Origin of the sequence: Vibrio kasasachensis (genome assembly GCF_050337565.1) — a bacterium.
Classification (GTDB): Bacteria; Pseudomonadota; Gammaproteobacteria; order Enterobacterales; family Vibrionaceae; genus Vibrio; species Vibrio kasasachensis.
The window spans coordinates 98,112-121,379 of record NZ_JAKJTB010000019.1; the positions used below are offsets into that span (position 1 = coordinate 98,112).

21 protein-coding genes are annotated in these 23,268 nt (G+C 43.7%); 13 read left to right on the forward strand and 8 right to left on the reverse strand.

From position 1 onward, the window contains the following. The 5 genes from L4C38_RS16060 to L4C38_RS16080 all read left to right on the forward strand — a co-directional run bounded on the left by L4C38_RS16060 (position 1) and on the right by L4C38_RS16080 (position 7,333). Positions 1-1,854, forward strand: coding sequence for an IucA/IucC family protein (locus L4C38_RS16060; RefSeq protein WP_428798570.1), 1,854 nt, complete (start codon positions 1-3; stop codon positions 1,852-1,854). After that, a complete protein-coding gene (locus L4C38_RS16065; protein ID WP_428798571.1) occupies positions 1,848-2,630 on the forward strand; it encodes an HpcH/HpaI aldolase family protein in 783 nt (260 codons plus the stop codon). Before L4C38_RS16060 ends, L4C38_RS16065 begins: the two co-directional genes overlap by 7 nt. Beyond that, positions 2,623-4,518 carry an IucA/IucC family protein gene (locus L4C38_RS16070; protein ID WP_428798572.1) on the forward strand — a complete coding sequence of 632 codons (1,896 nt, stop codon included), beginning with the start codon at positions 2,623-2,625 and terminating at the stop codon, positions 4,516-4,518. Before L4C38_RS16065 ends, L4C38_RS16070 begins: the two co-directional genes overlap by 8 nt. Next, positions 4,502-5,128 (forward strand): RraA family protein, encoded by a 627-nt coding sequence (locus tag L4C38_RS16075; protein ID WP_428798573.1) that lies wholly within the window; start codon positions 4,502-4,504, stop codon positions 5,126-5,128. Before L4C38_RS16070 ends, L4C38_RS16075 begins: the two co-directional genes overlap by 17 nt. Positions 5,129-5,224: 96 nt before the next feature. After that, positions 5,225-7,333 (forward strand): TonB-dependent receptor, encoded by a 2,109-nt coding sequence (locus L4C38_RS16080; protein WP_428798574.1) that lies wholly within the window; start codon positions 5,225-5,227, stop codon positions 7,331-7,333. Between the two features lie 33 nt (positions 7,334-7,366). Here L4C38_RS16080 and L4C38_RS16085 read toward each other — a convergent pair whose 3' ends face one another. The 6 genes from L4C38_RS16085 to L4C38_RS16110 form a co-directional block, all read right to left on the reverse strand. Next, the gene (locus tag L4C38_RS16085; RefSeq protein WP_428798575.1) at positions 7,367-8,143 is read right to left on the reverse strand and encodes an IucA/IucC family C-terminal-domain containing protein; all 777 of its coding nucleotides are present in this window, start codon (positions 8,141-8,143) and stop codon (positions 7,367-7,369) included. A gap of 1 nt (position 8,144) precedes the next feature. Further along, complete coding sequence (locus L4C38_RS16090; protein WP_428798576.1) at positions 8,145-8,969, reverse strand: ABC transporter ATP-binding protein; 825 nt, start codon at positions 8,967-8,969, stop codon at positions 8,145-8,147. 29 nt (positions 8,970-8,998) lie between these two features. Further along, positions 8,999-10,030: a FecCD family ABC transporter permease gene (locus tag L4C38_RS16095; protein ID WP_428798577.1), complete on the reverse strand. Its 1,032-nt coding sequence runs from the start codon at positions 10,028-10,030 to the stop codon at positions 8,999-9,001. Beyond that, the gene (locus L4C38_RS16100) at positions 10,027-11,037 is read right to left on the reverse strand and encodes a FecCD family ABC transporter permease (protein WP_428798578.1); all 1,011 of its coding nucleotides are present in this window, start codon (positions 11,035-11,037) and stop codon (positions 10,027-10,029) included. The genes L4C38_RS16095 and L4C38_RS16100 overlap by 4 nt, the downstream gene beginning before the upstream one ends. A 3-nt stretch (positions 11,038-11,040) precedes the next feature. Beyond that, positions 11,041-11,889, reverse strand: coding sequence for an ABC transporter substrate-binding protein (locus tag L4C38_RS16105; RefSeq protein ID WP_428798579.1), 849 nt, complete (start codon positions 11,887-11,889; stop codon positions 11,041-11,043). Positions 11,890-12,162: 273 nt separating this feature from the next. Further along, entirely contained in the window at positions 12,163-12,756 is a 594-nt protein-coding gene (locus L4C38_RS16110) for a hypothetical protein (protein ID WP_428798580.1), read from the reverse strand. A gap of 427 nt (positions 12,757-13,183) precedes the next feature. Between L4C38_RS16110 and L4C38_RS16115 the strand changes: the two genes are divergently transcribed. The 8 genes from L4C38_RS16115 (at position 13,184) to L4C38_RS16150 (ending at position 21,700) form a co-directional block, all read left to right on the forward strand. Further along, positions 13,184-13,834: a hypothetical protein gene (locus L4C38_RS16115; RefSeq protein ID WP_428798611.1), complete on the forward strand. Its 651-nt coding sequence runs from the start codon at positions 13,184-13,186 to the stop codon at positions 13,832-13,834. A 9-nt stretch (positions 13,835-13,843) separates the two neighbouring features. Next, entirely contained in the window at positions 13,844-14,587 is a 744-nt protein-coding gene (locus L4C38_RS16120) for an ABC transporter ATP-binding protein (RefSeq protein WP_428798581.1), read from the forward strand. Further along, a complete protein-coding gene (locus tag L4C38_RS16125) occupies positions 14,575-15,840 on the forward strand; it encodes an ABC transporter permease (protein ID WP_428798582.1) in 1,266 nt (421 codons plus the stop codon). Before L4C38_RS16120 ends, L4C38_RS16125 begins: the two co-directional genes overlap by 13 nt. After that, positions 15,833-16,606, forward strand: coding sequence for an outer membrane lipoprotein-sorting protein (locus L4C38_RS16130; RefSeq protein ID WP_428798583.1), 774 nt, complete (start codon positions 15,833-15,835; stop codon positions 16,604-16,606). Before L4C38_RS16125 ends, L4C38_RS16130 begins: the two co-directional genes overlap by 8 nt. Positions 16,607-16,608: 2 nt before the next feature. Next, positions 16,609-17,886, forward strand: a complete 1,278-nt coding sequence (locus tag L4C38_RS16135) for a hypothetical protein (protein WP_428798584.1) — start codon at positions 16,609-16,611, stop codon at positions 17,884-17,886. Beyond that, a complete protein-coding gene (locus L4C38_RS16140) occupies positions 17,886-18,950 on the forward strand; it encodes a sensor histidine kinase (RefSeq protein ID WP_428798585.1) in 1,065 nt (354 codons plus the stop codon). The genes L4C38_RS16135 and L4C38_RS16140 overlap by 1 nt, the downstream gene beginning before the upstream one ends. Positions 18,951-18,955: 5 nt before the next feature. Then, positions 18,956-19,729 carry a LytR/AlgR family response regulator transcription factor gene (locus L4C38_RS16145; protein WP_428798586.1) on the forward strand — a complete coding sequence of 258 codons (774 nt, stop codon included), beginning with the start codon at positions 18,956-18,958 and terminating at the stop codon, positions 19,727-19,729. A gap of 423 nt (positions 19,730-20,152) precedes the next feature. Continuing rightward, positions 20,153-21,700, forward strand: a complete 1,548-nt coding sequence (locus L4C38_RS16150) for a purple acid phosphatase family protein (protein WP_428798587.1) — start codon at positions 20,153-20,155, stop codon at positions 21,698-21,700. Between the two features lie 106 nt (positions 21,701-21,806). On the opposite strand, the gene L4C38_RS16155 is transcribed toward L4C38_RS16150, so the two are convergent. Both L4C38_RS16155 and L4C38_RS16160 read right to left on the reverse strand, forming a co-directional pair. After that, on the reverse strand, positions 21,807-22,484 hold the full coding sequence (locus tag L4C38_RS16155; RefSeq protein ID WP_428798588.1) for an ABC transporter permease: 678 nt from the start codon (positions 22,482-22,484) through the stop codon (positions 21,807-21,809). A gap of 3 nt (positions 22,485-22,487) precedes the next feature. After that, positions 22,488-23,228 (reverse strand): ABC transporter permease, encoded by a 741-nt coding sequence (locus L4C38_RS16160; protein WP_428798589.1) that lies wholly within the window; start codon positions 23,226-23,228, stop codon positions 22,488-22,490. Positions 23,229-23,268: the final 40 nt, after the last annotated feature.

Below are 23,268 nucleotides of genomic sequence, written 5' to 3' on the forward strand. Positions count from 1 at the left end.
ATGACAACTCAGGAAAAAAACAACGGGCTGCATAATATACATGCTGGTTTTTCTGAACAAAAACGCACACAACGCGAAAAAGTCGAAAGCCGACTTATTGGACAATTATTGCAGACACTCATGTATGAGGGGGTCGTGCATTATGATCTGAATCACTCAAACAACAATACGGTTTTTTCTACAAAAACCATTGACTCAAATGGCAATGCCATCACATACGAATGTACCGGTTTACTAAGTAATAGTTTTGACCTTATTCGCCTAGACTACGACTCCTTAGCTCGCATATCGAAGACAGGGGAAAGACTGCCAGTTCAATTGCACCATGTTTTGCAGGAGTTGTTGCCTACCGTTAAGCAAAGTAAGCACTTTCCTGATTTCGTCAGTGAGTTAGAACAAACTTATATCAAGGACTTACAATCTAGAACTCAAGAATATGCATCGTCTACGATACCGACCCAACTCTCTCCAGAAGAGCTCGAACGCCACTTTATGGATGCTCACAGTTATCATCCTTGCTATAAATCTCGTATCGGTTTCTCTTTGCAAGAAAACCAGTTATATGGTCCTGAATTTGGTGCTCCCATTAAAGTGGTTTGGCTCGCTATCAATAAACAATGTGCCGCTCTGGGTGTATCCAAACAATTGGATCAGTGCCAATTTCTACGTTCAAATGTATCTAGTGGTCTCTGGCAGATATTTACCGATAAAATAACCAGTTTAGAAAAGAAATCTGAAAACTATTGGCTTATCCCTGTCCATCCTTGGCAGTGGGAACATGTCGTTGCCCCTTACTTTTCTCAAGAGCTATCATCTGGCGAACTCATTTACATCGGTGAAGATAGTGATCAATATCAAGCGCAACAATCGATTAGAACTCTACAAAATTCAACCAATCCATCGAAGCCTTATCTCAAACTTTCAATGGGGATAACCAACACCTCTAGTACTCGAATACTTGCTCAGCACACGGTATTAAATGGGCCAATTATTACTGATTGGCTGCAATCATTAATCGACACGAATGAGACGGCTAAAAACCTGAATTTTGTTATCTTAAAAGAAGTTGCGGGAATCAGCTTCAATCAAGACAACTTACCCGATAGTCGCAAACCTCAAACTTATGGTGCGTTAGGTGCAATATGGCGTGAAAGCATTCATCAGTACCTTGATAAAGACGAAACAGCCGTACCATTTAACGGATTGAGCCATCTCGAGAACCAATACAACACATCAGAAACCAAGCCATTCATCGCGCCTTGGATTGATCAACATGGGCTAAGAGCGTGGCTTACGCAATTGCTCCGCGTGACAGTACAGCCAATTATTCACATGTTGTATGCTGAAGGGGTTGGCATGGAATCTCATGGACAGAATATCGTCGTGATCATGCGGGATGGTTTACCGACCAGAATCGCCTTGAAAGATTTTCACGATGGCGTTCGTTATTCCACTACTCACTTAACTCGTCCTGAACTCGCTCCCCAACTGGTCGACGTGCCAGAAAGCCATAAAAAGCTCAACCGAAATTCATTTATTATTACTGACGACGTCAATGCTGTCAGAGATTTTTCCTGCGACTGCTTTTTCTTTATCTGCTTATCTGACTTGGCAATTTTCCTACACAAACACTTCAATCTATCTGAATCATTGTTCTGGGAAGAAGTTGCCGACACCATTTTTACTTACCAGCGTCATCATCCGCAATTGCAAGATCGCTTCGCGCTGTTCGACCTGTTTGCACCCACTTATGAAGTAGAAGAACTAACAAAACGCCGTTTACTTGGTGATGGCGAACCTCGCTTCAAAACCGTTCCAAACCCACTGCACAATTTTAGGCAGGTAAAATGTTAAGAGAAAACCGACTCAAAAGACAACTGGCTCAAGGCGATACTGTCTATGGCATTATCTGTTCAATTCCCGCCCCAGCAATGATCGAGCTCATTGCTGAAGCCGGGTACGACTTTGTCATTATCGATACAGAACATGTTCTGATTAATCCAGAAACCATTGAGAACATGATCCGCACTGCTGAAAGCTATGCGTTAACTCCACTGGTTAGAGTCTCTGATTTCAATAATAAAACTATGCTTCGGTTGTTGGATGGCGGCGCTCAAGGAATCGTGTTGCCCAACGTAGAGCAAGCTTGTGATGTTCACCAAGCAATACAAGCATGCCGATACTATCCCGAAGGAAAACGCAGTCTTAACGCAGGGCGCCCGGGATCCTTTGGTAAACAAGCCTTAACTCAATACATCAAACGAGCCAACCAAGAGATCATGATTGTAGCCATGATTGAAAGCGTCATCGGCGTTTCTAATATCAATGAAATCACCACTATATCGGGTTTGGATATGATTTTAGAAGGGGCTGCGGATCTGTCTCAATCTCTCGGAATACCTTGGCAAACCTCTCACCTAAATGTTAGTGCCTCTCTCCAGCTTTGCCGTGATGCCGGACAAAAAGCAAATATTCCATACTGCGTTATTCCGCGATCTGATGATGAGCATGATGAGTGGAATAAACAAGGGATAAAAGCGTTTGTACTCGGTGATGAAAGAGGCACCGCCTTCAGAGCTTTAAAACAAAAAGTAGATACTCTAAAAACTAAGGAAGAAACATATGCTTAATAGCCATGCTATCGAACAAACAACTCAAGACCTTATCGACTGTCTGTTAGCTGAAGAATTTTTTAATCCGCTCACGTTGTTGACTCCACAGTATTTCCAATCAATATATACGACTCTTGGCTCAATTTTTCCATCAGATAATACGCAAGCTATCTGGAAATGGGACTTTGATACCCAAGCGACACGCTCGATTATTGTTGCACTGCAACCAGCCATTACTCAAAAATGGCGCAGAGTTCCAAACACACCGATTTACCTGTGCGATGGGAATCAGATTGTAGAAGAACTCTCTCCCCAATCATTTTTAGAACACACCTTTTATGGCTTGAACGAAAAATATAAAGACTGTGTTAAAGGATCCAATCTTTTCAAAGAAGTCCTAAATATCAGTGTTCATCAAGCAAAGCTGTCACTGGAGCATAGAGTTGAGAGCCAAGATCTACTCAAGAAAGATAATGCAGGGTTTTTCTTAGCCATGGAGCAGTGGGCCTCTTTCCGCGATCGCCCTTATCACCCTCTGGCAAAAGCAAAGCATGGTCTGTCTGACGCTGATTATCGAGCCTATCAAGCCGAGTTTAACGTGCCAGTAAATTTAAATTGGGTAGCCGTTCGAAAAGACTGGCTACAAACCGGCGCTGATATACAAGAATTAGAACAACAGCAACCTAGTCGCTACCTACTACCATCAGAGCAACAGAGTGTTCTTGCACAAGAACTAAATGACAAAGGTCTGAGTGACAGTCATATCGCGCTACCGGTACACCCTTGGCAATATCAGAATGTGCTAGAACAGCAAATTGCAGAGCATTTTACCAACGGTGCATGTCAACGATTGGAATTCACATCAGACGATTTTTTTGCTACATCATCCCTGCGTTCAATGACTCCCTGCTTTGCCAGTTGTGACCACCTAAAACTTCCTATGGCAGTGTATTCTCTCGGAGCCTCTCGTTACTTACCTGCGGTAAAAATGATCAATGGTGGTTTTAGTGAAATACTGCTGCAACAAGCCAAAAAATGTGACCCTATATTAGAGTCGAAACTGCATTTATGTGAGGAAGGCAAATGGTGGGCTTTCATGCCACCAGAAGCCACACTATTTGATGAAGCGCCCCGACATTTATCTGCGATGGTGCGCAGCTACCCAAGCTCATTGATCGAGCAACCAGACACAAGAATATTCCCTATGGCAGCGCTAGGGTCCCCACTTCCGGAAAAGCGTGATCACTTTTTTGATGAATGGATTTCTTACCGAGGTTTAAACAGATCCGAAAACTCAGTTACAACGTTATTTAGCGAGCTATGCAGCAGTTTTTTTGAAGTCAATCTTAGAATGTTCAAGCTCGGTATGATCGGAGAAGTCCATGGTCAAAATGCCGTATTGGTTTGGGAAAAAGGACACATCACAGGGTTGTTGCTACGTGATCATGATTCATTACGAATCTGCGTACCCGTTCTAGAACAAAATAACCTCAATGACCCTAACTACTGCATTAAACCTGGTCATGCTAATACTTTGTATCACAACGACCCCGAAGCCCTATTGTTCTGGTTACAGACTCTTGGTATTCAAGTCAACATGCGCTCTATCATCGAAACTCTGTCACTGATATATGACATCGATGAGTTCAAACTTTGGGAAGTCATGGAGCAAGAAATTCGCCAACTTATCTCGCACATTATATTCCCTTCAGATATTGAATTTCTCATTGTGAGCACGCTTTTTGAAAAGGAAGTTTGGCCACAAAAACACCTACTTTCACCAATGATCGACCGCGCTGGCGGACCAGGAAGCATGCCATTTGGTAAAGGCGATATCGTCAATCCATTCAGGCAGGCAAAAACTCTGAGACTAGAGACGAGAAAACGCTATGCAGCAACAATCTAGTCATCTTCCCCCTGAGGCAATAGTTGAAGCATTTAGCCGTATATCGGCTTCAACTATTGGGCATTTTACCAGTGAAGGATACCTTGTAGGCATCCGCCCTCAATTACCTAATATTAAGATGGTTGGCCGTGTACGCACAGCCAAGGTTGAACTCCCTGATGCGACTATATTGAGACAAGCGTTAATTGAAGCGCAGGCTGGTGATGTACTAGTCATTGAATGCGTCGGTTCTACCGACTATGCCTGCTGGGGAGAACTGCGGAATTTGGCCGCGTGTATCAAAAAACTCGCTGGCGTCGTTATCTCAGGCAAGATAACGGATGTTAAAGCCATTCAATCTCACTCGATGCCTGTTTTTGCTTCAGGAATTAGTGCCATTACTACTCGCGCATTTCCCAAGTCAAGCTCAGGAAGGCTAAACGAGACCATTCATATCTCTGGCTACGAAATCAATCCCAATTATATAGCCGTTGGGGATGATGATGGTGTGTTTGTACTCTCGCCTCTACAAGCAAATCGACTTCTCAAACAATGCCAAGAGAAGGAACTCTTAGATGAGACAAAAAGACTTACTTTGACCCATAAGTTAAACAATCCCCTTGAAATATGACAAATAAATAACAAAGACAGTACTGATTTAATTAATAGTATTGATAATGCTTATTGTTTGCATTATTGTTTGCATTTTATAAACATGGAGAGTTACATGCATTACCGATTGCCCAAGAAAAAAATACTATTACTAGCCCCCTTGATATGTTCAGTGCCGATTTCACTCAGTGCAACTGCCAGTGAAACCGAAGCTGATATGGTGATAATTGAATCCAGCCGAACCGGAACACTGCAAGAAAATTCACCTCAGGTTGTCACAGTAATCTCACAAGAACAGATCGAAGAGCAATTGTTCATCACAACGGATAGCTCACAGGTACTATCAAACCTCTTACCTGGATACTCACAAAATACGCAAAAGCTGAATAACAGTAGCCAGACTTTCAGAGGCAGAACCGTTCTTTATATGATTGATGGCGTACCTCAATCAAACCCTTTAAGAGAAGGTAGCCGCTCGGCGCATACGATAGATCTGGCGATGGTTGAACGTATTGAAGTGATCCATGGGGCGACCGCCATTCATGGCTTAGGTGCCACCGGTGGTATCATCAATTTCATCACCAAATCGAGTGATTCCGATCACTTTAAGCAAAGTGTCGGTGTACAAATGACGTCCCCTACTGAAAGCATCAGCAGTGACACTATGTCCTATCGATTAAATTACCAAGCACAAGGGGCAGCCGGAGACTTCGACTACCTAGTAGGGTTGACAGGCGAAACGCAAGGAGTCTACCTCGACGCTGACGGCAATTATGTCGGTGCCGACACCACTCGTGGCGATATAATGGACTCACGTAGTTATGATCTGTTTACCAAATTTGGTTACTGGTTTAACGATGAGCAAAACATCCAATTTTCATACAATAGATACAAACTTAAAGGGCAATTAAATTATCTAACCGTTAGCGGAGATAGGGACAACGGCGTGCCCACCTCTTCCATAAAAGGTACCCCTGAAGGGAAAGCTCCTTTTAATGAAGTGCAGACCGTCAGCTTGGTTTATACCGATAGAGATTTATCAGGTATGACTCTGAACGTCCAAACATTCTTCCAAGATTTTACTGGTCGATATGGCGCAACACAATCCGGTAGCTTTCAAGATCCAGGCACACCAGAAACCATATATGACCAATCGCAAAATGAGTCCCAGAAAATAGGCGCCAAGTTCAGCATATCAGAAGACAACCTGTTTGATGACACTCTAAAGGTCACTGCTGGGTTAGATGTACTTAGAGACACTACTAGCCAAAAGCTTATTCTTACTGGGCGTACCTATGTGCCAGAAACCACCTATGACAACTATGCCCCATTTTTACAGCTAGAGTTTTCTCCTGTCGAACAACTAACGCTCCAAGCTGGCGCTCGATACGAAAACGCAAAGCTTGATATCCCGACCTACCAAACAGTTGCCTCAAAAAATGGGGTGACGGTACAGGGAGGTAAACCGACATTTAGTGATACTGTCTACAACGCAGGCGCTGTATTTGAAGTAATACCTGATGTTCGACTCTTCGCTAACTATTCGCAGGGGTTTGGTATGCCCGATGTCGGTCGTGTCCTGCGAGGAGTCAGTGTTCCTGGACAAAGTGTTGACAACCTTATCGACTTAACACCGATAGTAACCGAAAACTATGAAGGCGGTTTGCGTATCAATAAGGACTCGTTTGATTTCGAGTTCAGCTATTACGAATCTAACTCCGATCTTGGCAGTCGCCTTATTAACGAAGGTGGTGTATATATTGTCAAGCGAGAGAAAAAAGAAATCAGCGGCTTCGAAGCGTCATTAGGTTACCAATTCAATGAGACTCATAGAATTGATAGCGGATACTCGTACATTGAAGGCGAATCAGACACTGACGGTGATAATTCAGTCGATACTAAACTAACAGGGGCAAACATACCGCCAAACAAACTAAGACTTGCTTGGTCAGCAAACTGGAATGACAGTTTGTCATCGATGATCCAAGCAAATCATGCCTTCGATCGAAGTTTTGATGAAGATAAATATGAGTTTGAAGGTTACACGCTAGTTGATGCCACCTTAGGCTACCAATTACCTGTCGGAAGAGTGAATCTATCTGTCGCAAACCTATTTAACGAAGATTATTTCACCTACTACTCACAAAGCGCTTATGCTCATGACAATTGGTACTTTAAAGGAAGAGGACGAACCGTTTCATTGGCTTATAACCTAGATTTCTAAGCTAATCAACGAGCATGATTAATACCATGCTCGTTACTTGCTCTTCTTCAATAGCAACGGACAGGTTGAACAATACTCTGCTGGCTCAGTTGCTTTGTAGTAAAAACAACATGTCCTCCTCACTCGAATCAACTCATCGCTCCCACTTACCGCTCTCTTTGTTCGATAGAAACGAGTAAGCGGATTTTCATCCAATGCAAAAATATGGCGCGTATTCGAATCAACAATAAACGCTAAATCTCGCTGTGCGATCTCTTTTGCTTCACCCGTTACTTGCGGTAGAATCCGTCTCTCAAAAATACTAAATACTCGCACTGCCACATTTTCCCAAAGTATACGTTTAGAGACATTGGTAACATGGTGGAACTGATTAACCAGTAAAGTTAGATGCCCGGAGAATGACTTCTCTAACACTTCGTTGCGCCAAGCATCACGGTCATATCGAGCATAGCTAACATCAAAGGATTTAATCGGCATTCCCGACTGCCAAAGACGGTCTTTCAAATGGTACTCGAAAACGCTATTTTTGATCGAGAGGTCAAGCCCCTTGCCGTAAACGCTCATCGAATATAATGCTGGTGCGAGAACCAAAAACGCAATACGCTTAACGACCAAAGATGCCGTAACTTTCAAGTCAGGAGCACCTAACTTAGGCATGATTTTATTGAGTGTCTCAAAACATTGTTCGTCATTCAGTAATAACACCGAATCATGCGCAAAAATATCATCCATAGCAGGCGGAGCCTTCAAACCAAAACTAGCTAGCACCTCTATTTCGTCTGGTAAAAGCACTGCTATGTCATTGCTCATATCACAAATCATCATGGTGTCCAATCATGCGCCCCTTACCACAGGGGATGCACATGGGAGTTCCAAAAAGAGGATCTTTGATAAGGTGGCATTGCATACCAAATACGGTTTCAATCATAGCAACATCTAAAATGTCTTCTGGTGGTCCTTGGCGGAAAATAGCGCCCTCTTTTACTGCGATCATCTGATGGGCATAGCGACATGCTAAGTTAAGATCATGCAATACCATAACAATGGTGGTGCCTTGCTCTTGGTTCAGCTCAAACAATAAATCCAAAATTTCTATTTGATGCGTCAAATCAAGATAGGTAGTAGGCTCATCCAATAGCAAAATATCAGTGTCCTGCGCTAATGCCATTGCAATCCACGCTCGTTGTCGTTGCCCACCGGATAAAGCCTCTATTGGTCGTCCAGCTAATTCAAGCATATGAGTTGCGGTCAAAGCCTGCGTGACTATACGTTCATCTTCTTTTGTCCAACTTTGTAACCAATTTTGATGAGGGTAGCGCCCCTGACGAACCAAATGCTCGACTGTAAGACCTTCTGGGGCTATGGGTCCTTGCGGTAAAATGGCAAGAGAACGTGCGACTTCTTTTCCTGATAGCCTATTCAAGTTTTTGTTATACAAATGGATCTTGCCTGAAGTGGGCGCTAATAACCTCGCCATTGATTTGAGTATTGTTGATTTACCACATCCATTACCGCCAACGAGTACACTTATCTGACCTTTTTCAATCTCTAAATTCAATGAAGGAATCACCGTGATTTTTTGGTATCCCAACACCAAATCAGTCGTTTTTAGAGGGCTTAAATTCGCGATATTCATTGCTCGTTTTCCATAGTTTATGGTCATCATTAGAAACGTTGCTTAAACAGCAAATAGATAAAAAATGGTGCGCCTATAGCTGAAACAAACACACCAGCCGGAATATCTAAGGGTAAAAAAATCAGGCGTCCAAGCAGATCGGCCAGCATAACCAAGCAAGCCCCAATTAAAGCCGTCATTGGCAGCAACAGCGCAAATTTTCTCTCCACCAGCCGTCGTGCAATATGAGGGGCTATCAATCCAACGAAACCTACCGCACCAGCATAAGCCACAGCAGGGGCAGCAAGAATGACACTAAGAAACAGTAATACTAAGCGTGTTTTCTCAACAGAAATACCCAACCCAGTCGCGAGCTGATCCCCGAGCTCTTGGGCATCAATACAACGCGAGAAAAGCAGTACCGCAGGCAACCCGACGAGTGTCCATGGCAGCAACGAATTCACATCATTCCAATTAGCACCATAAACACTCCCCGTTAACCAAATATAAGCGGAGATACTTGTCGATGCGGGACTCACTGCAATAATGAGAGTGGTCAATGCCCCAGTAGCGGCAGAAACCCCAATACCAACAAGAATCAACCTCATCGGTGTTACGCCATTGCGCCAACCTAATAAGTAGACTAATGCTGAGGACATCATCGCACCACATATGGCAAATACCGGTAGCCACTCTGCGCCGTACTTAAGTTGATAAAATGAAATAAACCCAACCGCAGCAGCAGAAGCGCCGCTTGTCATCCCCATCACGTCCGGTGAGGCGAGTGGGTTTCGAATAACGGATTGTAGAACTAACCCTGAAGACGCTAAACCTGCACCGACCAACGCCGCCATTAGAGTTCTCGGCAGTCGAAATGATTCAACGACCATATTTACGCTAGGATCGTGCTCCCCAAGCAAAGCGTTAAACACCGCAACCGGGCTCAACCATTGCACACCAGCAGAGAGAGAAAACAGCAAAATCATCCCAGTAAATAGCGCCATCGCTATAACCGAGACAAGTGTTGGCATCAATACCGAGAAAGACAAATATCGCCAACGCAACACGAGTTGTTTACTCATAGTTTTGTTCTCTGTCTCGCTAAGAAAATAAAGAAAGGCGCACCAATCAGGGCAGTCATAACACCGATAGGAATTTCTTCTGGCGCTATAATTAAGCGCCCAAGGACATCAGCCAAAATCAATAGCATCGCGCCCCACAATGCACTTATGATGATTAACCATTTATGGTCATTGCCAACTAAGGATCTCGCCATATGGGGAACAATAAGACCAATGAATCCGATGTTGCCAGCCATCGCTACCGCTATGCCCGCCAAACTAATAACTAGAACACTCAATGCAATTTTTAACAGCAGTGTGTTTTGCCCAAGTCCAGTAGCAATATCATCTCCAGACAAAAGAATATTGAGATGAGGTGCAAGTAACACAGCGCAAACAATTGAGCCTAAGAGATAAGGTAATACTGGTAAAATTGTATCTAGATCTCGCCCAGAAACCGAACCCGCGATCCAAAAGAGCACACTATCAATCCCCTCTTGCCCTAACACTAATATCCCCTGAGTGAATGAGATAAAAAGAGCTGAAATGGCGGCGCCAGCCAATACGATACGGACAGGAGAGACGCCATCATGCCCCATACTGCCTAAGCCATAGACCAATACACCTGCTACTGTTGCACCCAAAAAAGCAACCCATAACAGCATATCCATAGAGCTGACAGAAAATATCTGAGTAAACAATACAATGAAAAACATCGCCCCTGCATTCACGCCAAATATCGCCGGAGATGCGAGTGGATTGCGAGTTAAAGTCTGCATCAAGACCCCCGCTACAGCGAGAGCCGCACCGACCGAAGCCGCTAACACACTTCTAGATAGTCGCGTAGTGGTAATAATCACGTGATCTATGGATGTAGGATCATAGTGTAAAAAGGCAAACCATAACTGCTTAAATGGCAGCGAGTATTGACCAAACGCCATGCTAGAAAAAAAAATACTGGCTAACAAACAACACGATATACCAACAATGCCCCAACGTACTGAATTGGTTTGAACCGGTAATATCATAAGTTATTCAACAAGTGCTTCAGGAAGATGATAAATATCAGCCAATTGATTCAGCATTAAATTGGCTCCAACTATTCCACCAGACAAAATCCAAGTAATTTCATCTACTTGATGAACTTGTTTTTCTCGCGGTGCTTTGAGTACTTTCCAAAGTGGATGTGACACCCATGCTTGATAATTGTCTTTAACGATCAGCTCATCGGAATGCAGCATGACAAAAAACACATCCGCGTTAATACTCGGTAATGCTTCCTTGGTTTTCAGCTTAATTCCCCAGCCAGAACGCTTGGGTAATGGAGCAAGAAAGCCAATATCGTTTAGCACCGCTCCGGGGAAACTGTCTTGTAGATATAAACGCAAATGGTCAGATCGCACATCAATAATCGAAGCGGTTAATGGCCAGTTTGAGTGTTTTTCCTTCAGAGCTGTGCGAAAGCTAGCCACCTTGTTCTGCCATTGCTCTCGCAAACGATTGGCTTGCTCACTCCGATTGGTTGCCTCTCCTACAAGTTCAAGCGTATAGCGAAAGTCATACACATTTGAGGTCATTACGGTTGGAGCTATTTGCTCAAGCTGAGGGTAGATTTTTTCGTGACGAGATTTGGCACCTATAATTAAATCCGGATTTAAGGCTGCTATCTCCTCCAAATTGGGCTGTGTTTCAAGACCAACATGCTTAACATCTATCAACTTCGTCCTTAGATATTGATAAGTCGGCTTCTGTGCCCAAGAATCAACAATACCTATCGGTTGGATACCTAACGCAACCGCAGTATCTGTTGCACCTTGAAAAAGCGTTACCACTCGTTTGGGTTCATTGGGTATTAAGCTTTGCCCTGTGGCATGTTTCACCGAATGAAACCTTTGTTCTGCCGCCTGAACAGATTGAAAACCAATTACGATTAGCGAGAAAATGAAAAGATTGCTCGAGATTTTCCTCAGTCCTTTGAGTATGAATAGCAAAGCACAAATCCTTTTGTTAATTATCCATAACATGCATTAACGCTAATAATAACCAATATCAAATGCAATTGATAATTAATTCTCCACACTATTGTTCACCTCATCCTCATAAAAAAAATCCCTCGTTCAAGCGAGGGATTTTTAACATGGTATGCCGATTCGTTACGCGGCTAAAACCGCTGCTCTGACCTGCGAATCCAAATCAAATAGATGAGCGGCAGCTTCAACATACTGCGGATATTCACTGAATTTTATCCGATACGCTTCAGTCATCTTGTTTAAATCCTCTGCAAGCATTAGTTCCCAATAAAGTGACGTGGTACGGAGCATCGCAAGTAGAGGCTTAAATACTTCTTTTTCATAAGCTTGCATTAAGTATTCTAAAATAGCCGCTCGCTCATCTTCGCTCTCAATCGGCGTACTCATTGCGCTTACTGCTTTTAGGTAGCTTTGATTAGCTAATAGGTTATCCATCACCAAAATATTGTCTTTCGCAAGTTCCACCAATATTTCGTTAATCGCTTTTCGCCAATTATCTTGGCTTAAATCAGATTCGCTCACCGCGTCAATATCGTTACGTATCTTACTCTCGATGGCACGCTGTGCTTTCATCACCGCTGTACGCACTGTTTGAAAAGGTAACTGGTACTCTTTGCCCAGTTCAGTAATCAATGTATAAAAACCACCATGCGGAAAATGAAGATTGGCTTTAAACGCAGCTAGAGCCGCATCTTGTTGAGGCGTAAGTTCGCTCATAATGGTTTATGTTCCTTAGTTCTTATTCATGCTTTGTTCACAGCATCAAATAGGCTGCGTGGTGAACTTTATACTAAGCGTAGATCCGAAGCGATACTCAAAGTAAAAAAGAGGCGATTGATCATCTCTCAATAATAGCAATATTTAACAATAGCCAGCCTCTTATACCCAAGAAACTTGAAGGTGCAGGTAGGCGGCAAGTAAGAAAGTCCCCTGAGCATAGGTGAACTATATGATTGGGGCGCACGAACACAGCCAACACCGCTACAACTTCAAGTATGACGGGTATATACCATTATCCACTGTTTCAGTTTATCCATTGTTTCTACCACTCATCCACGAAATCAACCGTTTATCTCACAACCAAGCAGGTAGTTTCTCACTACCTTATTCTGGCATCGTTCACTTAATCACACGGAATTGAATGATGAAAACTCCTAAAACTCTACTATTAACCGCTGCTTTGGCCGCTAGTTTGTGCAGCGTTAATCTATATGCGAACCCTACTACCGAAATTTTGGCAAACTACAATCTAGCCGCAGAAGGTAATGAAGCATTGGTTGATACCGTCTACGGTCAGCTCAATACCTTACTCGAAGAACAAGGGGCTAAACCGCTCACTATGGTTTACCTCGGCAGCACACAAACCCTACAAGGTCGCGACGCGTTTTTACCTTGGAATAAAATGGAATTGACTGAGCAAGGGCTTGCCACTATTGCAAAAGGTATTGCCCTACTTGATACCCTGCCAGAAAACATTGATCAACAAGAGCGCATTCAAGGATTGCTAGAATCCCATTTGGCTCAGGCGATGGCAGCAATTACCTACACCTCTTTACCGGATATGTTTAACCATTTCGAACGAGGTTATGATCTCTATCTAAACCTACTCAATGACCCCTCTTTTGCACAGCAACCCTTCGCCGCTAGCTCATGGGTTTACAGTTCGGGAATTGCCGCTGCATTGAGAGCCGACGACCTTTCACAAGCACAAGCATGGCTCTCTACCATGCAAAAACTGGATGCTTCTAGTGCGCAAACTCAAGCTGCAGAAAACATGATTGCCGAACAAGGCTAAGGGATAGCGATGATTGTTTTTAATCAGATTCAACGTCATTACCAGTTGGGAAATCAAACAGTGCCCGCGCTAGCAGATGTATCAGGCGAAATTCAAACTGGTGAAATGGTTGCGCTATGTGGTCCTTCTGGCAGCGGTAAAAGCACCTTACTTAATGTTTTAGGGCTTTTGGATATGCAATACCAAGGTAAAATCAGCTTAAATGGAAAGCCATTGCCTAGAGACCCTAAAAGAGCAGCAATGTTACGCCGCATACAGTTCGGTTTTATTTTCCAAAAATTTAATCTCGTTCCAGTAATGACTGCAATGGAAAACGTAGCCTACCCCTTATTACTTAATGGCTTCGACAAAAAACAGCAACAATACAAAGCAGAACAGATGCTCGATTTAGTTGGCTTAGCTGATTTTATCCATCACCGTCCTGATAATCTTTCCGGTGGACAACAGCAACGCGTTGCCATCGCACGCGCACTCGTCCACAAACCGGCATTGGTCATTGCTGATGAGCCTACTGCCAGCCTTGATAGTAAAACCGCCAATTTAGTGGTTGATATAATGAAACAGCTCGGGCACGAAATGAATACAACATTCATTGTTGCCACGCATGATGTACGTATGGCTTCTCGTTGTGACCGAACTATTGAGCTGTTAGACGGAAGATTAGCCGATACAGATCTCACTGTCATTGATGATTCTAAACATATTGTCGAGATTTCAAAGACCAATAATGAGGTGTCTTCATGGGTAAATTAGTCCGACTTTTGCTACCTAACTCACTGCGTTTGGCTTGGTTGAATTTGCGCAGAAACCAACGTCGAAGCTCGCTGTCTATTATGATCGTTGCGATTACTGTCTTCGCACTCGCCAGCACGGGCGGATTTGGTTTATACACTTATGACAGCTTAAAGCAGGCAACCGCGCGAGACATCGGTCATTTAATCATTTCAACTCCTGGCTACTTTGAAAAAGACGAAGAAATGCCTTTGGATAATGGTCTGAAACAGCCTCAAGAGCTAATTAGCAAAATAGTCTCCCTTGATTCTGTTCGCGGTGTACAACCAAGTATTGACTTTAATGGGCTTATCTCAAACGGTAACAAATCCGCTATTTATGTCGGTCGTGGAGTTAACCATCGCGAATTCGATATGAAAGGTCCTTTTCTTGATATGCGAGAAGGCAAAACACTATCAAATATTCGTTCATCACGTTATGACCCTGCGGAACCAGAAATCATGCTAGGGATCGATCTTGCCCGCAATCTCAATGTGACGATAGGTGACTGGGTAACATTACTCGCCACAACAACAGATGGCGCGTTGAATGCTTATGATTTTAAAGTCCATGGCACCTTTTCTACCGGCGTTCCAGAACTCGATAAGCGTCAACTGTACTTGCATATCGATAGCGCTCAGTCATTACTCAACAGCGATAAAGTCAGCACCGTTTCTGTATTCCTATTCGATCTTAAGCAAACGCAAACAGCTGCAGAAAAAATAGGTCGACTGATCGCCACTGATTCTCAAGCTTTGGAGCTCACACCTTGGAGCGTTCGTGCATTCTATTACCAAAATGTGAAAAGTCTTTATGACCGAATCTTTGGCATTATGGGCGTTATCATGGCCTTGGTGGTGTTTGTTTCTTTGTTCAACACCATGACCATGTCTGTTACCGAACGCACGCGTGAAATTGGTACGCTATCTGCCCTTGGCAACTTACCCAACGAGATCATTGCAGGCTTTATACGTGAAGCAGGATTGCTCGCGCTACTCGGCAGCTTAATCGGTAGCATTAGCGCTGGATTATTAACGCTGTTTTTAATGGTTGCCGAAATCCAAATGCCACCTCCTCCGGGTGGGTCTCAAGGCTACCCTTTGACCATCTATTTCTCTATTGAACTGGCTGTAGTGGCGTCATTAGGTGTCGTTATAATCTGCCTAACCGCTGCTTATTTTTCGGCCCATAAAGGGGTCAATAAACCAATTACCGAGGCGCTTATCCATGTTTAGCATCAAAACGCTGTTTACCGTATTATTTGTCAATGTAATACTGCTTAGTCCAAGCTTTGCCGCTATGCAAGACGTAGAAGTTTCTCAGCTCATAGAAATTGCAGACAAATACCGCTTAGGCGAAGAATCTGCCCGTGTGGTTTCTGTTGTGTCTTTGTATAAATCAGAAGAGCTCGATAAGACTCGCCAATACACAGTTTATTCACGCCCGAATAGGGAATCTCTGGTTATATTCAATTCACCAGTAGAAGCTGGGCAAAAAATGCTAATGCTGCAAGACAACTTCTGGCTTCAAATGCCAAAAAGCCGCCGTCCTATTCGTATAACACCAATGCAAAAACTATTGGGCGATGCATCCATCGGTGATATTAGTTCGTTGACTTGGAGTGAAGACTACCAAGGAAAATGGATCGCGGATGAAATCGTCGTGGACAACAATCAGTTACCATACAATGCCCACCAAGTTGAGCTGACCGCTAAAACAAACGGTGCTAGCTATCAACGCATCAACTTATGGATCGAGCAGGAAACGGGCTTCCCGATCAAGGCTGATCTCTATTTACGCTCAGGAAAATTAGCCAAACAAGCCTATTTCGCTCGTGGAGTACGTGACGAGAAACTAGCCGTCATTGCCATGACGCTATTGGATACCATTCAACCAAACAACAAAACCGTGGTTAAGTATCTATCCGTCACCCCATGGCAATTGGAAGATAAATTCTACAACCCTAGCTTCCTCGCTCGTAACAACACGACGGGGCTTTAACTATGCGCAGCACCACTCTACTTGCTCTATTCACGCTAATCTCTACACCAGCAACGGCTCAGCACTGGCAAGTGGATTGGGACTGGGCGCTATCAGCAAGCCAAAACCAATTGAGAAACAGTGCGTTCATTAACCCAACTAGAAATTCTCGCTCCCAAATCGATGGGTTGCTTGATGTTCAGATCGGTTATGGACAATGGAATGGTTTGTTTGCTCTATATAGCCAAAATCTTTATCAGAGCAAACCTCAAGGCTGGTTTGAAAATACTGACAATCAATTGATCGTTCGTGAAATGGCGTGGCAAGGCAGTTTGCCTATTGGTGAGCAAAGCATTGATATCACATTAGGTAAGATTCGTCTCGACTATGGTGTCAGCTACGGCTACCGCCCTTTAGATATGTTCAAACCTTATAGACAAAACCCAATTGGTCTCAGTGTTGAAGAAGGCGCAACCGTGGCTGCACTATCTCAGTTTGATGCCAATGGCGAATGGAGCTTGCTTTACACTAACTCACACTGGAGTGACAATGAGGTTGATCACTTCGATTTAGCGAATCAACAACAAGGTGTCGGCATACGACGCTACGGCTTAATCAATCAACATGAATACCAGTTGATTGCCTATTACGATGATGTTCGCCGAGGAGCGCTAGGTGCCAGTTGGGTTAGCATACTTGACCCATCATGGGAGTTTCATGCCGAAGCTCTTTGGCAACATGAAAGCCAACAATTCACTCTACCAGAACAAGCATTCCACCCCGTTGTTTTAAAACAAGTAGGCGAAGCATGGCAGGGTTTAGCTGGCTTTACTTACACCACTATGAATGGGCACAGTTTTATTGGGGAATACTGGTTTGATAGCCGAGCATGGAGCAAACAACAATGGCAGCGCGCACAGGATAGAGCCCAACCCTTGCTACACTCAACGCCCACTCAGCCTATTGCGAAATCTTATGCTCAAGGACTTAATCATTACAACCTTACTCAACATAGCATAATGCTACATTGGAATTGGGATACCGATTCATGGCTACAGTGGCAAACGAATGACGATTGGCAATGGCTTAGTAACTTTACCCCAAAGCTCGATCTTCTTTTAGCACCACAAGATGGTGGCCTCATAGCCACTCAATGGCTCACCTATCAATGGATTGACACCGGAGATGCATCAGTAGATTTGGAATTTACCGCACGATTTTTAGCTGGAAAATCGAATTCTGCTTACGCACAAATTAACGATCGCCGTACACTGGTGTTCACGATTAAAGGGAAGTTTTAATGAAAGCGATCTGCCTCTCGGCTTATATTACCCGCTGGCGTAGTTTCATCATCACCACCGTATTTTGTTTATTGGTTGCTTTGACCACATACGCTCTATGGGGCGGGTCTACATACGTGCATTTATTCACCAGCCTTGGCTATGGTTATTCAGCTATTATTTCATCAACCGTATTAGAACGACTGATGCCAAATATGAGCACTCGAGTCGATATAGCTCTTTCTTTAATTTGCTCAATCATCCTTGGCACTCTCAATGCTTGGTTTTGGTTAAATAGTTATATCGACAACACGCTGACCGATCTTCTACCGGTTATCATGCTCGGTATTATTTTCACAACCATGTGCTTCTACTATTTTTACAATCGCGAACAACAAGCTATTGCAGGTAAATTGTTAGAAGAAGCGAAACGCAAACAAGCGGAACAAGAAAAAGCGCTGATCTTAAGCCAGCTAATGCAGATGCAAAGCCAAATTGAACCCCACTTTTTGTTTAACACTTTAGCGAACGTTAGTGCACTAATGAGCCAAGATGTGCCCAAAGCCCGCATGATGCTGGATAAACTCACAGAACTGTTGCGCGCCACGCTTGCTAACTCTCGTCTTGCCGAAACCACAATCGAAGATGAAGTTCGTAAGCTAAGCGCCTATTTAGCCATTCAAAAAGTGCGACTTGATGAGCGATTAAGCTTTCACGTTGATGTAGAGCCTCATCTGCTGCAAACCACAGTGCCACCAATGCTGATCCAACCTCTCATTGAGAATGCGATCCAACATGGAATCGAACCTAAAGGAGTCGGTGGCACCATTCATATTTCGGTTTTTCAAGCCAATAACCAGTTAAACATAAAAGTGACGGATGATGGTGTCGGCTTAAGTGACAATGCCCAAACCAAGGGTCATGGTATTGGGCTTACGAACATCAAACAACGGGTAAAAGGTTTGTATGAACAAGGAGGCAGCGTCGCAATTACTCAACCAGAACACGGTGGGTTCAGCGTCTGTATCGCAATACCACTCGACACACCTGCCACTGAGCCACTTTTAGTCACTAAGGAAACATAAAACCAATGACTTCTATCACCGCTATCATTGCCGATGACGAGCCTCTGCTACGACACCATTTAGACCGTAGCTTAGCCGAAGTGTGGCCAGATTTAGAGATTGTCGCCAGTTGTAGTGATGGTAAACAAGCATTGGAGAATATCACCCTACTCAAGCCCGATGTGGTCTTTCTCGATATCCGTATGCCTGAGCTTGATGGTATGGCTGTCGCTAACGAAATCAAACAACAAAGCCATCAACCCCTTGTTGTCTTTGTCACCGCTTACGACGAATACGCGATCAAAGCATTTGAACAAAATGCGGTCGATTATCTACTCAAGCCGCTAAATGAAAGTCGCTTAGAAGCATGCTGCGCTAAAATCAAACAACGCTTAACTCATCAATCATCACAAAGCCCGTCACCGGATCTGAGCCAATTATTATCACAACTAAACCAATTGGCACCTTTAACTCCGCAGTACTTAACATGGATTAAAGCCAGTCGGGGTGAAGACATCCATCTTATTTCTGTCAATGAGGTACTGTACTTTAAAGCTGAAGAGAAATATGTCTCTATCTATACCGACGACAACTGTGAATACTTGATTCGCACCCCATTAAAAGAGCTGCTTATGCAGCTTGACCCTGAACACTTCTGGAAAATCCATCGCTCAACCGTCGTCAAAGTGGCAGCCATTGAAAAAGTAAGCAAAGACTTTACTGGACGCATGTTCGTTAAAATGCTTGGGCATAAGTTGCCAGTCAGCCGCGCACAACAAAGTTTGTTTAAAGGCATGTAATGACAGTGGTGTTGCGAACGCCTTTCTTGTTAGAGAAACAATAAACCCAAACAGGATAAACCTTTCAAAGATCTTTCGATTCAATAATGTGACCTTACGCAGTTGCTACATCGCAGGTAGTAACTGCACTGGTCACTATAAACACTTTCACTCCATTTATTTAATTCTCTGTTTTTATTCACCCCGTCAATTCAATTAAAGCCAATCTCAAAAGCTAACGGCTTTCACTTTTTATCAAATGAAAGGTTTTTCGCGACTATCCGCTATTGATAAATTTCGTGATGGAGTCATAAATCTGTTTTATCTCCACTGGCATAATGTCTATTGAATTAGACCCGTTCGATATTCAAAAACAAAAATTTTGTGTGTTAATACTCAATCAAATGATCGCCAACCGGTTATGGAGGCATCAGAGGATCGCTTATGAAAAAAACATTAATTAGCGCTTTAGTCTTAACAGGAATGAGTTTTACAACCATAGCGGCCCAGCAAGAGGCCTTTAAAGTAAAACCCTACCTACAAAATCCAACCAGCAGCAGCATGACGATCATGTGGCTAACAACAGAAAACAAACCGGGTGAACTAAAAGTCTCTGGAGAAGACTACGCAAAATCATTTACTTCCCAACCAGAGCTTGCCGCTGGCTTACAATACTTCCCTACCGAGGTAGAAAAATACTTCCAAGATAAAGATCAGGCAACAACACCTTATATTCACTACGTTCAAGTTTCTGGTCTTAAACCCGGTACTCAATACCAGTATTCGGTAGAGCAAAACAATCAACAGTACGATGCGCAGTTCAGCACTGTTCCAAGTAAGGATGGCAAGGTTCGCTTTGTTGTTTATTCAGATTCTGAAACCGAACCAGAATCCACCGGAAAAACACGCCGTTGGTCTGAACCTTATGGTGATTTTGATCGTCAATATCTCGTTGACCAAACAACAGGGTATCAAGAGAACATCCGCGTCATGTTTGAACGCCAGCCGGACTTCATCGCGATCGCTGGGGATCTGGTTGAATCAGGAAATGAACAACGAGATTGGGATGAATTTTGGCGCCACAATGCCGGTGAGTTCAACAACATCGCATCGTATGTGCCACTGTTCCCAGCCATCGGCAATCATGAGAACTACCCAGGACCGGATGGTGGGCTCGCTGAATACGATACAGAACTTGCCAAGCAAGCTATTGCTCGTTACAAAACCTATTTTGACCTACCTGATAATGGCAGTAGCAACACGGCATATAAGGACCGCTATTATCGCGTAGACTACGGTCCAATTACCTACATTACTATCGACACATCTGACGGCAAACCAAACAAAACCGACAAAGACACCAACTGGCGTTTAGAGGGTGTAAATGCTCCTGACTTTAATCCAGGATCAGAACAATACAAATGGCTCGAAGAACAATTGGCTGACGCACAGATAAATAGCCAATTTACATTCGTTCAGTTTCATCATATCCCCTATTCGGTCGGTCCTCATGGCTTCCCAACGGGTGTTAACGGCTTTGAGAAAGGCGAAGATAACCAGTCAGGTGTACCTGTTCGAGTATTGACGCCTTTGTTCGAAAAATACGGTGTTGATGCAGTATTCGCTGGTCATGATGAAATGTATGAGCACTCTGTAGTCGACGGCATTCATTTCTACGATGCTGGTATTGGCGGTGACGGCTTACGCGGACCTTACTTTGGTAAGGACGGCAAATACGATGTGGGTATGGAAAACCCATACCAAACATACTTAGCGCATCTTGATGCTCCAGAAGTGTGGCAAGGTCAGCAACTTGTCAGTGGTGGTAAGCACTATGGTCACTTAGAAGTAAACGTGTTCCAAAATGACCAAGGTCAATGGACAACCGAAATTTCCCCTGTGTACGTCTTCCCGATTATGGATAAATCTGGCAACGTCACCGATTGGGAAAGACGCGTTTATGACGATATTACAACGCTTAAAGCAGACTAGACTCGCTAGAGCGCTTCACTGATAGATAGCCTGAAAACAAAAATCCCTCAATCGAGGTTGAGGGATTTTTCATACAAGATGTTTTGTTAACCAGAAATCGTATTGGTTAACTTAATGGTCTTAAGTAAGCCAAAAATCTCTTCTCTGCATTTTTGAATATCCACAAAATCACAAATGTCAGTGCCATGTAGAAGAAGCCTGCAGCCAAGAATGACTCAAATGGTGCATAGTAGCGAGAGTTAACCAACCGTGCCGCCCCAGTCAGATCAAGGATAGTAACAATACCAGCAACGGCACTGCCATGAAGCATAAAGATCACTTCATTACTGTAAGCAGGCAATGCACGACGCAGTGCACTGGGTAAAATAATGCGGCGATAAGTCATCGACGTACTCATACCATAAGCTTTCGCAGCTTCCACTTCCCCTTTTGGTAGGCCATTAATCGCACCGCGAATAATTTCAGCGGTATAGGCAGACGTGTTGAGAACAAATGCAACTAACGCACAAAACCAAGCATTTTCCCACAACGTATCTTTGACCGGGAAAAACTGATCCATACCGTAATAAATCAAATATAGTTGCACTAGTAATGGTGTACCACGGAAGAAATAGATGTAGCTCCAACTCGACCCCATCAGTAGATAGTTGCGGCTGTTACGCGCAATTGCCAATGGAATCGCCACCATCAAGCCAAGAATCAGCGCAGTGCTGACCAGCCAAAAGGTAGTCCATAACCCCTCAAGGTAGATGGGCAAACTTTCAATAATCAGTGAGAAGTCCATTTCTTACCTCGCATGAATACTAAACTTACGCTCCACAAGCTTGAGTAAGCCTGTCGATACACTGGTAAAAAAGAGAAAGATGACTGCCACCGCCATATAAAAAGTGAAAGGCATTTTAGTTGAGCCTGCAGCAAGCGTACTTACACGTACCATATCTTCTAAACCGATAATGGAAACTAGTGCGGTGGTTTTAAGCAGGACTAACCAATTGTTACCGAAGCCCGGCAATGCATGGCGTACCATTTGCGGGAAAAGAATACGTCTAAAAGCTAACGTTGCGCTCATGCCGTAAGCTTTCGCCGCTTCTAGTTCTCCCTTGTCTACCGCCATAATGGCACCACGAAAGGTTTCTGCCATATAGGCGCCAAAGATAAAACCAATGGTGAGTACGCCGGCAATAAATGGGCTAACGTCGATGTAATCAGGAAGATAAGCAGTCCACTCATGATTTGGGTCACTAGACGTAAACCATTCATTTAACCATTCATTGATTGAATAAAGACTGTTGTTTAATAGAATCTGACCGCCGAAAAAAATCAGCATCATTAATACCAGATCAGGAATTCCACGAATGATAGTGGTGTAAAGCGTTGCAATGGCTCTCGCCCAACGGTAAGGCGCCAGTTTTGCAAGCGCACCAAGCATTCCCAATATTACGGCGAGCAACAGCGATAGAAGAGCAACTTCTATTGTTAGCACTGCCCCCTTTAGAATGGAGGCTTCGTATCCTTGAAGATCCAGCATAGGTGAGTTCCTGTCCCTAAACTCAAAACCGACCGTTGGC

What these genes read in the sequence shown, in the direction of transcription:
- L4C38_RS16060 (WP_428798570.1), top strand. Translation starts at nt 1, where the DNA reads ATGACAACTCAGGAAAAAAACAACGGGCTGCATAATATACATGCTGGT.
- L4C38_RS16065 (WP_428798571.1), top strand. Translation starts at nt 1,848, where the DNA reads ATGTTAAGAGAAAACCGACTCAAAAGACAACTGGCTCAAGGCGATACT.
- L4C38_RS16070 (WP_428798572.1), top strand. Translation starts at nt 2,623, where the DNA reads ATGCTTAATAGCCATGCTATCGAACAAACAACTCAAGACCTTATCGAC.
- L4C38_RS16075 (WP_428798573.1), top strand. Translation starts at nt 4,502, where the DNA reads ATGCAGCAACAATCTAGTCATCTTCCCCCTGAGGCAATAGTTGAAGCA.
- L4C38_RS16080 (WP_428798574.1), top strand. Translation starts at nt 5,225, where the DNA reads ATGCATTACCGATTGCCCAAGAAAAAAATACTATTACTAGCCCCCTTG.
- L4C38_RS16085 (WP_428798575.1), bottom strand. Translation starts at nt 8,143, where the DNA reads ATGAGCAATGACATAGCAGTGCTTTTACCAGACGAAATAGAGGTGCTA.
- L4C38_RS16090 (WP_428798576.1), bottom strand. Translation starts at nt 8,969, where the DNA reads ATGAATATCGCGAATTTAAGCCCTCTAAAAACGACTGATTTGGTGTTG.
- L4C38_RS16095 (WP_428798577.1), bottom strand. Translation starts at nt 10,030, where the DNA reads ATGAGTAAACAACTCGTGTTGCGTTGGCGATATTTGTCTTTCTCGGTA.
- L4C38_RS16100 (WP_428798578.1), bottom strand. Translation starts at nt 11,037, where the DNA reads ATGATATTACCGGTTCAAACCAATTCAGTACGTTGGGGCATTGTTGGT.
- L4C38_RS16110 (WP_428798580.1), bottom strand. Translation starts at nt 12,756, where the DNA reads ATGAGCGAACTTACGCCTCAACAAGATGCGGCTCTAGCTGCGTTTAAA.
- L4C38_RS16115 (WP_428798611.1), top strand. Translation starts at nt 13,184, where the DNA reads ATGAAAACTCCTAAAACTCTACTATTAACCGCTGCTTTGGCCGCTAGT.
- L4C38_RS16120 (WP_428798581.1), top strand. Translation starts at nt 13,844, where the DNA reads ATGATTGTTTTTAATCAGATTCAACGTCATTACCAGTTGGGAAATCAA.
- L4C38_RS16125 (WP_428798582.1), top strand. Translation starts at nt 14,575, where the DNA reads ATGGGTAAATTAGTCCGACTTTTGCTACCTAACTCACTGCGTTTGGCT.
- L4C38_RS16130 (WP_428798583.1), top strand. Translation starts at nt 15,833, where the DNA reads ATGTTTAGCATCAAAACGCTGTTTACCGTATTATTTGTCAATGTAATA.
- L4C38_RS16135 (WP_428798584.1), top strand. Translation starts at nt 16,609, where the DNA reads ATGCGCAGCACCACTCTACTTGCTCTATTCACGCTAATCTCTACACCA.
- L4C38_RS16140 (WP_428798585.1), top strand. Translation starts at nt 17,886, where the DNA reads ATGAAAGCGATCTGCCTCTCGGCTTATATTACCCGCTGGCGTAGTTTC.
- L4C38_RS16145 (WP_428798586.1), top strand. Translation starts at nt 18,956, where the DNA reads ATGACTTCTATCACCGCTATCATTGCCGATGACGAGCCTCTGCTACGA.
- L4C38_RS16150 (WP_428798587.1), top strand. Translation starts at nt 20,153, where the DNA reads ATGAAAAAAACATTAATTAGCGCTTTAGTCTTAACAGGAATGAGTTTT.
- L4C38_RS16155 (WP_428798588.1), bottom strand. Translation starts at nt 22,484, where the DNA reads ATGGACTTCTCACTGATTATTGAAAGTTTGCCCATCTACCTTGAGGGG.
- L4C38_RS16160 (WP_428798589.1), bottom strand. Translation starts at nt 23,228, where the DNA reads ATGCTGGATCTTCAAGGATACGAAGCCTCCATTCTAAAGGGGGCAGTG.